Source organism: Sandaracinus amylolyticus (assembly GCF_000737325.1).
Lineage (GTDB): Bacteria > Myxococcota_A > Polyangia > Polyangiales > Sandaracinaceae > Sandaracinus > Sandaracinus amylolyticus.
Genome location: NZ_CP011125.1, coordinates 2,333,539 through 2,346,873, shown reverse-complemented (window position 1 = coordinate 2,346,873; position 13,335 = coordinate 2,333,539). Strand labels below are relative to the sequence as shown.

At 73.8% G+C, this 13,335-nt stretch carries 14 protein-coding genes; 3 read left to right on the top strand and 11 right to left on the bottom strand.

Annotation, left to right across the window (positions count from 1 at the left end):
• Positions 1-7 precede the first annotated feature (7 nt).
• Positions 8-1,924 (top strand): AAA domain-containing protein, encoded by a 1,917-nt coding sequence (locus DB32_RS09850; RefSeq protein WP_053232167.1) that lies wholly within the window; start codon positions 8-10, stop codon positions 1,922-1,924.
• Between the two features lie 18 nt (positions 1,925-1,942).
• On the opposite strand, the gene DB32_RS09845 is transcribed toward DB32_RS09850, so the two are convergent.
• Positions 1,943-2,683, bottom strand: a complete 741-nt coding sequence (locus DB32_RS09845) for a glutathione peroxidase (protein WP_053232166.1) — start codon at positions 2,681-2,683, stop codon at positions 1,943-1,945.
• 93 nt (positions 2,684-2,776) lie between these two features.
• On the opposite strand from DB32_RS09845, the gene DB32_RS09840 reads away from it, so the two are divergent.
• A complete protein-coding gene (locus tag DB32_RS09840) occupies positions 2,777-3,301 on the top strand; it encodes a hypothetical protein (RefSeq protein ID WP_157068904.1) in 525 nt (174 codons plus the stop codon).
• Here the strand turns inward: DB32_RS09840 and DB32_RS09835 are convergent, their stop codons facing one another.
• The 6 genes from DB32_RS09835 to DB32_RS09810 form a co-directional block, all read right to left on the bottom strand.
• Entirely contained in the window at positions 3,302-3,847 is a 546-nt protein-coding gene (locus DB32_RS09835) for a hypothetical protein (protein ID WP_053232164.1), read from the bottom strand.
• 46 nt (positions 3,848-3,893) lie between these two features.
• On the bottom strand, positions 3,894-4,667 hold the full coding sequence (locus tag DB32_RS09830; RefSeq protein WP_053232163.1) for a hypothetical protein: 774 nt from the start codon (positions 4,665-4,667) through the stop codon (positions 3,894-3,896).
• A 181-nt stretch (positions 4,668-4,848) separates the two neighbouring features.
• Complete coding sequence (locus DB32_RS09825) at positions 4,849-5,607, bottom strand: hypothetical protein (protein WP_053232162.1); 759 nt, start codon at positions 5,605-5,607, stop codon at positions 4,849-4,851.
• A gap of 52 nt (positions 5,608-5,659) precedes the next feature.
• Positions 5,660-7,543: a S16 family serine protease gene (locus tag DB32_RS09820; RefSeq protein WP_053232161.1), complete on the bottom strand. Its 1,884-nt coding sequence runs from the start codon at positions 7,541-7,543 to the stop codon at positions 5,660-5,662.
• A gap of 70 nt (positions 7,544-7,613) precedes the next feature.
• Positions 7,614-7,940, bottom strand: a complete 327-nt coding sequence (locus DB32_RS09815; protein ID WP_053232160.1) for a tellurite resistance TerB family protein — start codon at positions 7,938-7,940, stop codon at positions 7,614-7,616.
• Positions 7,941-7,979: 39 nt separating this feature from the next.
• Positions 7,980-8,165 carry a hypothetical protein gene (locus tag DB32_RS09810; RefSeq protein WP_053232159.1) on the bottom strand — a complete coding sequence of 62 codons (186 nt, stop codon included), beginning with the start codon at positions 8,163-8,165 and terminating at the stop codon, positions 7,980-7,982.
• Positions 8,166-8,340: 175 nt separating this feature from the next.
• Between DB32_RS09810 and DB32_RS09805 the strand changes: the two genes are divergently transcribed.
• A complete protein-coding gene (locus DB32_RS09805; protein WP_053232158.1) occupies positions 8,341-9,711 on the top strand; it encodes a dihydrolipoamide acetyltransferase family protein in 1,371 nt (456 codons plus the stop codon).
• Between the two features lie 101 nt (positions 9,712-9,812).
• Here the strand turns inward: DB32_RS09805 and DB32_RS09800 are convergent, their stop codons facing one another.
• From DB32_RS09800 to DB32_RS09785, 4 genes are read right to left on the bottom strand one after another with little or no spacing between them, the layout of a single operon-like run.
• Positions 9,813-10,919: a PEGA domain-containing protein gene (locus DB32_RS09800; RefSeq protein WP_157068903.1), complete on the bottom strand. Its 1,107-nt coding sequence runs from the start codon at positions 10,917-10,919 to the stop codon at positions 9,813-9,815.
• A 48-nt stretch (positions 10,920-10,967) separates the two neighbouring features.
• Positions 10,968-12,275 carry a WD40/YVTN/BNR-like repeat-containing protein gene (locus tag DB32_RS09795; protein WP_053232156.1) on the bottom strand — a complete coding sequence of 436 codons (1,308 nt, stop codon included), beginning with the start codon at positions 12,273-12,275 and terminating at the stop codon, positions 10,968-10,970.
• On the bottom strand, positions 12,272-12,688 hold the full coding sequence (locus tag DB32_RS09790) for a hypothetical protein (protein ID WP_053232155.1): 417 nt from the start codon (positions 12,686-12,688) through the stop codon (positions 12,272-12,274). Before DB32_RS09790 ends, DB32_RS09795 begins: the two co-directional genes overlap by 4 nt.
• Before the next feature lie 7 nt (positions 12,689-12,695).
• On the bottom strand, positions 12,696-13,283 hold the full coding sequence (locus DB32_RS09785) for a hypothetical protein (protein WP_157068902.1): 588 nt from the start codon (positions 13,281-13,283) through the stop codon (positions 12,696-12,698).
• Positions 13,284-13,335: the final 52 nt, after the last annotated feature.

The window sequence follows — 13,335 nt, the reverse complement described above, 5'->3', positions numbered from 1 at the left end:
GCGCGCGATGACGATCGACGTCGAAGCCGAGCTCGATCGGCTCGCGCGCGCGCTGCACGCCGAGCGGCTCGGGGCGCGCGCCCGCTTCCGCGAGGAGCGCAGGCTGCTCACGCTCGCGCAGCGCGTGGAGCGCGGCCTCGCGCTGCGCGATCTCGCGGTGACCGACACCGACGCGGCGCCCGGCGGGCGCACGATCCTGTGGCTCGCGCCGCGCGACGGCGAGATGCGCGATCTGCGGATCGGCCAGGGCGATCCGGTGCTGCTCTGGCAGGACGATCCCGAGGGGCCCGACGTGGTGCGCGCGATCGTCTCGCGACGCCGCAGCGACGCGCTCGCGGTCGCGATCGACGGCGAGGTGCCGGAGTGGCTGTGGACCGAGGGGTTCCGCCTCGATCGCGAAGCGCCCGAAGTGACCTTCGATCGCGGTGCGCGCGCGATCGAGCGCGCGAAGCACGCGAAGAAGGGCAGCGACGAGGCGAAGTCGGTCGCGACGCTGCTCGGTGCGCGGGCCCCGGACTTCGACGCGAAATCGTTGGAGCTCGAAGCATTCGACGAGGCGCTCGAGGACGATCAGCGCGTCGCGGTGCAGCGCGCGCTCGCGGCGCGGGATCTCTCGTTGGTGCTCGGACCGCCGGGCACCGGCAAGACGCGAACGCTGACCGAGCTGGTGCGCCAGGCGGTCGCGCGCGGTGAGCGCGTGCTCGTCACCGCCGCGAGCCACACCGCGGTCGACAACCTCGCGGAGCGGCTCGTCGACGCGGGCGAGAACGTGGTGCGCATCGGACACCCGGCGCGCGTCTCGCCGGCGATGGAGGAGCGCACCCTGGACGCGCTGCTCGAGAAGACCGACGCGTGGAAGCTCGCGCGCCGGTGGACGCGCGAGGCCGAGGATCTCCGCCGGCGCACGCTGAACCGCACCCAGCGCGGCACGCTGCGCGGCGAAGAGAAGCGCGCCGCGTGGAGCGAGGTGCGGCAGCTGATGCGCGATGCGCGCGAGTACCTGAAGGACGCGCAGCGCACGATCCTTTCTCGCGCGCGCGTCATCGCCGCGACCGCGGCGGGCGCGGACGCGTGGCTGCTCGAACATGAAGCGTTCGATCGCGTGGTGCTCGACGAAGCGACGCAGGCGCCCGATCCGATCGCGCTCGTCGCGCTGCTCCGCGCGCCGAAGGCGACGCTCGCGGGCGATCCGCACCAGCTGCCGCCGACGGTGATCGCACGCGAGGCGCTCGATCTCGGGCTCGGGTCGACGTTCTTCGAGCGCATCGCCGCGACGCAGAGCGATGCGCGCGTGGTGACGACGCTGCGTGTGCAGCACCGCATGCACGAAGCGCTGATGGCGTTCCCCAACGACGCGACCTACGGCGCCGTGCTCATCACGGCAGAGGACGTGCGCACCGCGCGCCTCGAGGAGCTGCCGGGCATCGAGCCCGACCCGTCGCGCGAAGGCCCGTTCGTGCTGGTCGACACCGCAGGGCGCGGCTGGGAAGAAGTTCGCGAGGCCGACGACCCGAGCACGCGCAACCCCGGCAACGCCGAGCGCATCGCCGACGAAGTGCGTCGACTGATCGCGCGCGGTGTCGCGCCGAGCGACGTCGGTGTGATCACGCCCTATCACGCGCAGGTGCGCCTCCTGCGCGACGCGCTCGAGCCCGAGCTCGCGGCAGGCCTCGAGATCGCGACCGTCGACAGCTTCCAAGGGCGCGAGAAGCTCGCGATCGTCGTCGATCTCGTGCGGAGCAACGACGAGGCGCAGCTCGGGTTCCTCGAGGACGTGCGCCGCACGAACGTGGCGGTCACGCGCGCGCGACGCTTCCTGCTGGTGCTCGGCGACGCAGCGACGCTCGCACGGCATCCGTACTACGCAGCGCTCGTACACCACGCCGAACACACGGGCGCGTGGCTCAGCGCGTGGAGCGAGTGAGCGCTCGCCGCGACGCAGCTACACCGCGGGCTCCCCGCGCTTCGCGAGCCACTGCTCGAGCTGATCCGCGCCCCCGATGCGCGTGCCGTCGACGAAGATCTGCGGGGTCGTCGCGGCGCCCGCCATCGCGCGCAACAGGCGCGGCGTGCTGCGCACCTCCTGCCATCGCAGCCCGGCCTTCGTGAGCAGATCGCGCGCGCGTGCGCAGTGCGTGCAGCCGGGCTTCGTGAGCATCGCGACGTCGAGCGGCGAAGGCGACGCGCCGTGCGCGACGTAGCGCAGCATCGTGTCCGCGTCGGAGACGTCGTAGGGGTCGCCCGCGATCTCCTTCTCGACGAACAGCTTCTTCACGACGCCGTCCTCGACGAGCATCGAGTAGCGCCAGCTGCGCGGGCCGAACCCGAGCTCGCGCTTGTCGACGAGGAAGCCCAGGGCGCGCGTCAGATCCCCGTTGCCGTCGGGCAGGAGGCGCACGCGCTCGACGCCCTGATCGCGCCCCCACGCCTCCATCACGAACGCGTCGTTCACGGAGATGCAGACGATCTCGTCGACGCCGTGCTGCGCGAGCTCCCCCGCGAGCTCTTCGTAGCGCGGCACGTGCGACGTCGAGCATGTCGGCGTGAACGCGCCGGGCAGGCCGAACACGACGACGGTGCGACCGCCGAACAGCTCGCGCGTCGTGAGGTCCTTCCACTGGCCGCTCTCGCGCACGCGGAGCGTGAGGTCCGGGATGCGCTGACCTTCGCCGATCGGCTCCATGCTCTCCTCCGTTCCGCCCTCGCATGGGACCTCGGAAGGGCGCGACAAGGCGGGGCTGGTGGACCCCGTGACAAAATGTGAGACTGCACAGTCATGATTTCACCGACACCACGCGCACCGCTCGATTCGTGGCCGGTGCAGGCGTTCGACGCGCGCTTCGGGCTCGGTTGGTGGACCGATCCTGCGGTGCTGGTGTTCCAGGCGACCGTGGAGCAGGCGACCGCGGAGAACGCCGAGCTCGTGCAGTCGTGGATCGACCTCGCGCTGCGCCATCGGAAGGAGGAGATCGCCGAGGCGGGCGGGCTCTTCATCTTCCACGACTGGCGCAGCGTGCGGGCCTACGACACCGAAGCGCGCAAGGCGTACCTCGCGCGGATGCGGGCGCGGCCGCGCGACTACCTCCGGCACTCGGTGACGGTGATCTCCGCGGCGAGCCCGCTGCTGCGCATGGCCGTCGAGACCGGGAACCTCGTCGCGTCGATGGTCGCGGGCAGGAAGGTCGAGATCGCGCACGATCCGGTCGCCGTGATGCGCGAGCACGAGATCCGTCCGCCGGCGATCGGGACGCGCTTCCCGGGCACGGGGCGCCCGTCGTCGCGTCCTCCGGTCGCGCGCTGATCAGCCGGTCATCGCGCGCAGCGTCTCGAGCGTCGGCGGAGCGAGCGGCGGCTCCATCGGGGTGTCGAGGCAGAGCTGCGCGAGCTCGCGCGTCACGCGATCCGCGTCGCCCCAGAGCGGCGCGAGCGCCGCGACGAGCTCTTTCGGGCGCGCCTTCCAGCCGCGGAACATCGCGCGCATGTCGTCGGGCCACACGCCGCGCGCGATCGCGTCCCACACCGCGAACGGGAGCTGCGAGCCCATCACCGGCTCCCCGGGCTCGCCCTCGAGCACGCCGAGCACCGCGTCCTCGATCAGCGCGCGGTGCGCGGGGTCGCCGGGATCGAGGCGATCGACGAGGTAGCGCTCGAGCAGGAAGACCTCCCACGCGAACGGGTGCGGCGAGTCGACGTCGTCGAGCGAGTCGCGCACGCGATCGACGTCGATCGCGAACACCGCGAGGTGCACGTAGGTCGCGCCGTGCCGGCTCGCGAGCGCGCGGTCCATGATCGTCGGCAGGCCGAGGCCCTCGGATCGCGCGGAGACGGTGGGCAGCTTGACGCGCATTCGGCGGTGAACATGGACGCCGCTCCGCGCGCCGTCGAGCGCGCCTTCAGCGCTCGACGTGCAGGTCGAAGCGCTCCTCGCCGACGAAGAGCGCGATCGCGAGCTCCCCCTCGCCCTCGGCGTGGCCCGACCAGTAGCCCGGCTGCATCGACGTGGTCCGCAGCCCCACTCCTTCGAGCCGCAGCGGCGCGTCGGTCGTCGCGTAGGCGGCCAGCTGTCCGTCGTCGAACGCGTACACCTCGACGCGCGCCGCGCCGGTGCGCGCGTCCTCGACCTGCGCGACCCGCCGGCCGCTCGCGGGATCACGCATCGGCTCCCCGTCCGCCGCAGCGAGCACGAGCGGTGCGCGCGTCCCGTCGGGGCGCGCCGACGTCCGCAGCGCCCACGCGAGCTCCTCGCGCGCGCGCGCCGAAGCACGGATCCGGCGCGCGATGCTCGCGGCCTCGAACGGATCGAGACGGCCCGAGAGGAGCCGCGAGACGTCTCGCGGCGAGGGCTCGGAGCGCGGCGCGGCTTCGGGATCCGGCGCACGGCCGGCGAGCGCACGGAGCCCGTCCCGCGCCAGCGTGAGCGCGATGCGCAGCGCTTCCTCTTCGTCCTCGTCGTCGCGACGCTCGGCGCCCGCATGGAGCAGCGCGCGCTGTCCTACGCGGCGGAGATCTTCGCGCGCGCGGCGCGACGTGTCGGGCAGCGCGCCCGTCACCTCGAGCGCGACCGAGAGCGCGAGCGCCTCGAGCACCGGCCCGATCGCGTCTCCCTCTCGCCACGCCGCGGCGGTGCGCGCGCGCTCTTCCCAGGCTCGCTGCAGCTCGTCCGTCATCGCGCAGCTCCCTCGATGGCAGCCAGATCGTCGCACCCGCGCGCTCGACCTCGGCTCGACCGAGACGCGCCGGCCCGCGATCCCGGCGATCCCGGTGCGTGGGGCGAACGAGCGGCTCTCGGAGCGGCGACGGCGTGCATGGCGCGCTCCCGACGCCGCGGGTGCGGTGCGACTGACGCGCTCACGATCCCTCCCCGCGTCGCCGCGACGGCCGCGGCCTCCCCGCGTCGGCGCGCCGCGCGCTCACGAGCTCGCGCACCGCCGCCGCGATGTCGGACGCGGTCGAGCCTTCCCCCGACTCGCGCACCCAGCGATCGAGTCCCGCGAGCACCCACGGCCGCCCGCGCTCGACCCACTTGTAGACGCGATCGCGCGTGAGCGGCTCGCCCGCGTCGAGCGCCGCGGCGATCGCGTCGAAGTCCGCCTCGAGCACGGCGCGGTGCAGCGTCGCGCGCGCCTGCATGCGCTTGAGGTGACGGCTCGCCGCGTTCGGCTCTGTGGCCTGCAGCTCCGCCTCGACGTGATCCTCGATCGTCGCGAGCACGCGCTCCAGCGCGTTGCCGTCGAGATCGCCGCCCGCGTCGCCCTCGAGGCGATCGAGCAGCGGCGTCGCGTCCTCGCTCTCGCTTCCGCGGTCGAGCCCGCGCTGCACCGGATCGCGCTTCCGCATCCGGAAGCCGTCGACCTTCTTGCGGCGGTGGATCGTCGAGACCCACTTCGCGGCCTGCAGCGGGACCGAGGCCTCCATCGTCCGCACGTTGCGCGCAATCGCGAGCAGCGTCTCCTGGCGCGCCTCGTCGGCGTCCGCGCCGCCCGCGGGCCACGTCTCGCGCAGCCACGCGTCCACGGCGCGCCAGTGCACGTCGTGGCGTCGCGCGAGGGGATCCTCGGCGTCGCGGAGCGCGATCAGAGCGGCGAAGAGCGTGTCGGGCGAGGACATCGGAGACGCGAGCGGAGGGAGTTACCCGATGCGAGCCCCGGACTCAATGCCGTCAGATCGCTTCGCAGCGCGCCACGAGCTCGCGCAGCGCGCGGCCGAGCGCGTCGGGGCTGCTCTTCGCCAGCGCTCGCTCCACGCGCCCTCGGGCCGCGCCGAGCCATCGGGGCGCATCGCCCCACGTCGGCAGCGCCGCGAGCGCGGCGCGGGTGCGCGCCGTCGCGTCCTCGTCGAGCCGTGCGCTCGCGACGCGCACCTCCGCCTCGACGAGCACGTTGACGTGCGCCAGCGAGCGCAGCCCCGGCTCGAGCGCGCGTCCGTGCGCGAGCGTCGAGCTCGCCAGCAGGTGCAGCCCGCGCTCGCGCGCGTCGCGATCGTCGCCTCGCGCGAGCGCGAGCCCGAGGTGACGTCGAGCGCGCAGCCCGGGCAGCGGATGCTCGTGAAGCGCCTCGTGCACCGCCGGCACGTCGAGCACCTCGCGCGCCTCGGACCAGCGAGCGAGCGCGACCAGCGCGCCGCCCCATCCGGTGCGCACCCAGCTCTCCTTCTTGCCGCGCGCGCCGGGCTCGTCCTCCGCGACCTCGTGCATCGCGGCGCGCCACATCGCGCGCGCTTCGGCGTCGCGGCCGAGCCGACCGAGCGCCTCCATCAGGTACACCCGGCTGCGCGCCGCGTCCTCGGGCGCGTGACGCAGCGTGAGCGCGAGCGCTTCGTCGAAGCAGGCGCGCGCCGCGTCGTCGCGCCGCCGCCCCATCTCGACGAGCCCCGCGCAGCCGAGCGCCTTGATGTGCTCACCGCGCAGCCGCGCGCGGCGCGCGATCGTGATCGCGCGCTGCGCCGCCTGGGCTGCGGCGCGGAACCGGAAGAGCTTCAGCTCCGTCATCGCGCGCTGCTGCTCGAGCGCGGTGAGCGGCCCGTCCGGGACCGCGTCGGCCTGGCTCTCCGCGATCACGCGCGCGCTCTCGAGCACGCGCAGGCTGCCCTCGGGATCGCCGAGGTGACGCCGCGCGGCAGCGAGGCGCGAGAGCGTCTCGATCTGCAGGTCGGGGCGCGCATCGGGCAGCGTGCCGGCGACGCGCGCGAGCCGCTCGTCGATCGCGGGCCAGCGATATCCACGCCATCCTTCGGCGAAGAGCGCACGCGCCTCGCGCACCGCGCGCTCGGGATCGCGACGAGCGCGCACCGCGACGAGCGTCGCGTCGAGCAGCGCCTCGACGGTGCGCACCGCGATCACCTCGATGCCCGCGCCCGCGCCGCGCGCTTCGTCCTCCTGCTCGGCGGGCACCACGATCACGTCGCAGCCCGCCTCGCGCGCCGCGCGCACCTTCGCGGGGATCGCGCCCACCCGCGCGATCACGCCGCTGCGCAGCGCGCCGGTCACCGCGATCCCGCTGCGCGTCGATCGCTCGCTCCAGAGCGACACCGCGCTCACCAACGCCGCCGCGCCGAGCGACTCGCCGTCGATCGCGACGGCCTCGAGCGCGCGCGGTCGCGCCGCGACGAGCCGGAAGCGTTCCATCGCGCGCGGTGGCGCTGCCCGCTCGGCCGCCATCGCGAGCGCATCCGCGAACGCCGCGCTCGCGCGCGCGCCCAGCGCCGGTCGGTCCCCGCCGCCGCCCGCAGGGTCGAACTCGATCCACAGCATCCGCACGAGCGCATCGCCCGCCGACGCGTCGAAGAGCGGCACGCGCACGGCGTGGGGAGGAGGCGTCTCCTCGCACGCGCCGATCGCCGCCTCTTCGATCCCGAGGGCGCGGGCCCGCGCCCTCAGCGCGATCGCGACGCTGCCCGGATCCGCGAGCGAGAACGCGCGCGCCGCGAGCTCACGCGCGTACCGGCGGGCCGCGACGCCCTCGGCGCGCTCCGCCCGCACCACGAACGGCTCGACGCGCCCGGCGCGCAGCGCGCGCTCGATCGACTCGGGATCGAGCGCGCTCAAGCCGGTGTTCCGAAGCCGTCCGTCTCGAGCGCTGCGCGCGGAGCCCCTGCGAGCGCGAACGCGATCCGCATCAGGACAGGAGCTGCTCGAGGAGCGCCAGGTTCTCGCGCTCCTCCTCGCTGATCTCGCCGTCCGCGCCGACGATGCTCTTCGCCATCTCGAGGAAGAGCGCGCGGTGCTCGCGCGGGATGTCGTTCGGATCGACCTCGTCCGCGCGCGGCGGGAGCTCGAGCCACTGCTGGACCTGCTTCGCCTCGGCGTCGTCCAGCTTGAGCTTGCGCATCATCTTCTGGACGAAGCTGCGCTCCTGATCCGCGATCCGCAGATCGGCCCACGCGAAGGAGCACACGAACTTCATCAGACGCAGGCGGTCTTGGCTGTCGAGGTTGCCGAGCACGTGTCCTCCTGGGGAAAGGCGGCGAGTCTACACCGGGCGTCAGGGCGAGGCGGGCGCGCTCTCGTCGGCGCCGCCGAAGGTGCGCGCGGCACATCCGGCGAACGAGCGCGACGTCAGGTGGCTCACGGCCCAGAGCCCACCCACCGCACCGAGCACGAGCAGCACCACGAGGCGCACCAGGAAGCGTCGATCGCGCCGGAATGCGTGCTCCTCGAGATCGGCCATCGAGCGCGATGATGCGTCGGGGCGAGAGCCACCGCAAAGCCGTGCCACGAGCAGTGGGCATCTCGGTTGAAAGCCCCCAGGCAGTCTGGTAGTGACAGGCACCTTTTTCCGCGGCTTCCGCGGTGTTCGCGACGCGCCCGGCGAAATTCCGCGGGCGCGCGCAGGAGGAGCTCGAATGGCGACGACGGTCGTGATGCCTCCGCTCGGCGAGAGCGTGCTCGAAGGGACCGTGGGAAAATGGCTGGTCCAGGAAGGCCAGCGGGTCGAGCGCGATCAGCCGGTCGTGGAGATCCTGACCGACAAGACCGACAGCGAGATCCCGGCGCCGGCGTCCGGCCTGGTCGTGAAGCTGCTGGTGAACGAGGGCGACACCGTGCCGATCGGCGCGCGCCTGCTCGAGATCGACGAGACCGCGTCGGGCGCGGTCGCGGCCGCCCCCGCGGCTCCGGCGCCTGCCGCCGCGCCCGCGGCGCCCGCGCCGGTCGCGGAGCCGGCGAGCAGCGGTGAGCCCGGTCGCGCGTCGCCCGCGGTGCGCAAGCTCGCGCGCGAGATGGACGTCGACCTCGGCTCGATCGAGGGCACGGGCCAGGGTGGCGTCGTCACCCGCGAAGACGTGCTCCGCGTCGCGAGCGCGGCGCGCCCCGCAGCGGCCCCCGCGCGTCCCTCGGCGCCCGCGATCGCGCCGCCGCCCCCCGCGCCCGTCGCCGCGCCCGCGCCCGCGCCGCGTCCCGCGGCGACGTCGCCCGGTGTGCTCGCCGCCCCCGGCACCGCGCCGGCCGGTCTCGCCGAGGCGCTGCGCGTCCTGTCGGGACAGAGCGCGTTCAAGGTCCCGCCCTACCAGCAGCAGCCGGGCGACAAGGTCGTCCCGTTCTCGCGCCGCCGCCGGATCATCGCGGACCACATGGTCTACTCGAAGCTGTCGTCGCCCCACGTGGTGACGTTCGCCGAGTGCGACCTGCACAAGACCTCGGCGCTCCGCGACAAGCACAAGGACGCGCTGAAGAAGGAGGGCGTGAGCCTCACGTTCCTCGCGTTCGTCACGGCGGCGGTCGCGCGCGCGCTGCGCGAGTACCCGGTGATGAACTCGCGCGTGCTCGAGGACGCGTACGTGCAGCACCGCGACGTGAACCTCGGCATCGCGGTGGAGACCGACGAGGGCCTCGTCGTGCCGGTGATCCGCAAGGCGGACGAGCTGCGGGTGCGCGGCATCGCGCGCGCGATCGACGAGATCGCGACGAAGTCGCGCGACGGCAAGCTCACGCCGGACGACCTCGCGGGCAAGACGTTCTCGATCTCGAACCCGGGCCGCAAGGGCAACCTCGTCGGCGGCGCGATCATCTCGCAGCCGAACGTCGGCATCCTGCGCATCGGCGAGATCAAGAAGCGCGTCGTCGTGGTGGAGAACGACGGCCAGGACACGATCGCGATCCACCCGGTGATGTACATGGCGCTCTCGTACGACCACCGCGTGGTCGACGGCGTCGTCGCGAACGGCTTCCTGTTCCGCGTGAACGAGCTCCTCGAGAAGGGCGAGTTCGAGATCTGAGCCGTGGTTGTCGGAGGGGTCTTGGAGACCCCCTCCCCAACGCACGAAAACGGCCCCTCGCGGGGCCGTTCTCGTTCCGTCGGATCGGGTCCGCGGATCGCTCAGAACGAGCCGAGCACCATCGCGCCCGCGACGCTCTCGCCGACCATCGGGACCACGGCGACGTCGGTCTCTTCGTCGGCGAGCATCCCGCCCTCCTGCGTCGTGATCAGGAGGAACGCGGTCGTGCCCGCCGCGAGGATCGTCGTGATCAGGAGCGCGTCGGTGACGACCGCGAGCGTGCTCGCGCTGTCCGCCGCCTCGCGCCCGTCGACGCGCGCCTGCTCGCGCACCGCCTCGGGCAGGCTCGTGTCCTCGTACGTCGCGACGTGGCGCTCGAAGTCGTCGTTCGCCGCGAGCGCGAGCCCGCCGGTCACACCCGCTGCGATGCCCGCCGCGATCGTGATCGCGCCCGCGACCCACACGCCCTCGAGGATCCGGAACCCACCGCCCGAGCTCGGCGGCGGCGTCGGCTCGGGCTCCGCGATCGGCTCGACGACCGGCTCCGGCTCGGTGCTCGCGACGACCGGCTCGGCCTCCGTCCCCGTCGCCTCGACCGGAGACGCGCCCACGCCCGACGCCACGACCGCCTCCGCGCGCGCGAGGCGCACGTCGACGCGCGCGGTCTGACCGCCCGCGACCGTCACGGTGCGGCGCTCGGCGCGGTAGCCGTCGAGCTGGATGTCGATCGTGTGATCGCCCGCGACCACCCGCACCGGCTCGGCGATCGGCGCGCGTCGCTGCTCGGTGCCGTCGATCGTCACCACCGCGCCGTCGGGCGTGACGTGCAGATCGAGCTCGCCCACGCGCTGGCGCAGCCGCCGCACCGCCGCGTCGACCTCGCGGCGCTGCTCGCGCGACGCGCCGGTGCTCTCCGCGAGGAAGCGCTCGAAGTGGAACAGCGCCTCGAGCGGGCGATCGAGCTGCTCGTACGCGTTCGCGATGTTCACGCGCACCATCGGGTGCGGCGCGAGGCGATACGCCTCCTGGAACGCCTCGAGCGCGACCTGGTAGTCGGCGCGCCCGTACGCGTCGACGCCGCGCTGGAACTCGACGCGCGCACGCTCGCGATCGTCCTGCGCCGCGGCGCGTGGGCTCGCGATCCCGAGCGCGAGCGCGACGAGCGCGACGACGAGGGCACCCAACGTGGTGCGCGAGAGCGAACGCATGAAGACCTCCACCGAGAGGGCGACGGTACGTTCGCGCTCGGGCGCGCGTCAAACGCGACGGGCGCGACGCAGCGCGAGCAGCGCGAGCCCGAGCAGGAGCGCCCCGCCCGGCGCGCGGGTGGACGGCCCGGCGCGGCACGAGCAGCCCCCGTCGCCGCCGCCCTCTCCGCTCCCCGCGTCCATCGTCGTCACGCCCGCGTCGGGCACGATGCCCGCGTCGACCTGGAGATCGAACACCAGGTCGGGCCAGAACATCGGGCACCGCTCGCCGACCTGCGTGTCCGCGCTGCAGCCGACGTCGTTGCGCACGTCGTCGTAGCTCCAGAGCGCGTCGAGCGTCTCGCCGCCATCGCTCGAGCGCGCGAGCGCGAAGCCCGTCGTGCGATCGTCGGCGCACACCCAGAGCTCGCCCTCGCGCTGCGCGAGGCAGCGCACGCGCAGCGCGGGATCGAGCATCTCGAACGTGAGCCCGCCGTCGGTCGAGCGCGCGAGCCCGCCGTCCCAGCTTCCCGCCCACACCGTCCGGCCGTCCGCGCTCATCGCGAAGCCGACGATCTCGAGCATCTCGAGCACCGTGCGCCACGTGTCGCCGCCGTCCTCGCTGATCAAGAGGCGCTCCGGGACCTCGTCGGCGACCGGCCGCACCATCCGCGCGAACAGGCGATCCGCGTTCGTCGGATCGACGCCGAGCACGTGCACGATGCGCTCGCCCTCGACCAGCGGGATCTCGATCGCGCGGAACGTCTCCGCGCGATCGTCGCTGCGCAGGACCACGCCGCGGCGCGGCTCGGTGTCGGTCATCAGGATCGCGCCGCTCGTGTACACGCGCATCGGATCGCTCGTCCCCACGCGGATGCGATCGGTCAGCGCGGTCGGGTGCGGGATCGCGATCGTCGACCAGGTGAGCCCTTCGTCCTCGCTGCGGCGCACCTCGTCGGGCGTCGTGCCCGTCGACGTGATCAGCCACGCGGTGCGGGGCTCGCTCGGGTCCTGCACGACGTCGACGACGTACTCGTCGTCGGGCGCGGTCTCGGGCGTCGACCACGCGCACTGCGCCTCGTCGCTCCGGTGCAGGCCGTCGAACGTCGCGGCGACCAGGGCGCGCGACGGGAACATCACGATCGCGGGATCCTCGTTGGTGCGATCGAAGGGCACCGCGTCCGCGCACTGCCACGTCCACGTCTCGCCACCGTCGCGCGTCGTGATGAAGCCCCAGGTGGCGCGCACCACGACGTGATCGCGATCGGTCGGATGGAAGGTCACCGCGCCGAGCGAGGGCTCGCGACCGTGCGCCGACGCGCGAGCGGCCAGCGCGAGGACGAGCAGCAGCGCGATCGACGACACGCGCATCATCATTCGAGCGGAGCTCCCTGTACGACGACGAGGTCCACGTACCAATAGCCCGCGTCGTGCTCGAGCTCGACCGCGATCGGCACCTCGCCGTCGGGCGTGACGAGCACGCCGTCGAGCACCGCGGTCTCGCCGTCGAGCGTCGCGTTCATGAACGTCGCGTCGGTGTGGCGCGCCAGGCGCGGCAGTCGCTCGACCTCGCGCTGCAGGCGCGCGGCGTCGTGATCGCGCTGGTACGCGGCGCTCGTGCGCTGGACCGCGCTCTGCCACTGCGATGCGCGCACGTCCGCGAGGAAGCCCTGCGCCGCGTCGCGCGCGGGCGCGGGCAGCACCGCGTAGCAGGCCACCGACGTCGCGCAGGTCGCGACGAACGCGAGCAGGCCGCAGCCCACGCCGGCGATTCGGAGCGCGCGGCTCATGCGCGGCTCAGCGTCCCCAAGGATCGAGCACTTCGGAGAACGTGCGGTGGCGCGCCGCGATCGGCGCGAACGGATCGATCACCTCGGACGCGATCGCGATCTCGCGGCGCGGCGGAGGCGGCGTGTGCTCGAACGGATCGAGGATCTCGTCCACCCACACGACGTAGATGTCGGCGCCCGCGCCCGAGCGCGCGTTGGGGCGGGTCGGCGCCGAGCGCACGTCGGTCGCGGCCTCGACCTCGCCGATCACGCGGCGCGCCGCGTCCGCGATCGTCTCGTCGTAGCGCCCGGGGCGCGTGATCTCCGCGACCGTCGACGCCGATCCGCCGGTCGCGTCGAAGCGCACGAGCCAGCGCGCGCGCGCCGAGTGCGCGATCGTCAGCGTGCCGGTCGCGCCGTGGGCCTGGGGATCGGTGATGCGCACCAGCTCCCGACCGAGCGTGCTCGCGATGGTGCGGCGCAGCCGCTCCGGGTTGATGCGCGCGTGCCCGGGATCGACGACGAGCACCACGGCGCCGCGTGCGTCCTGCGCCGCAGCGGGCTCGGGAACGAGCGCCGCGAGGGCGATCACGAGCGCAGGAAGAAGAGCACGCATCGAGAGCCCAAGCGTAGGAGACCGGCGGGCGTTCGAGCAACCCCGCGGCGGG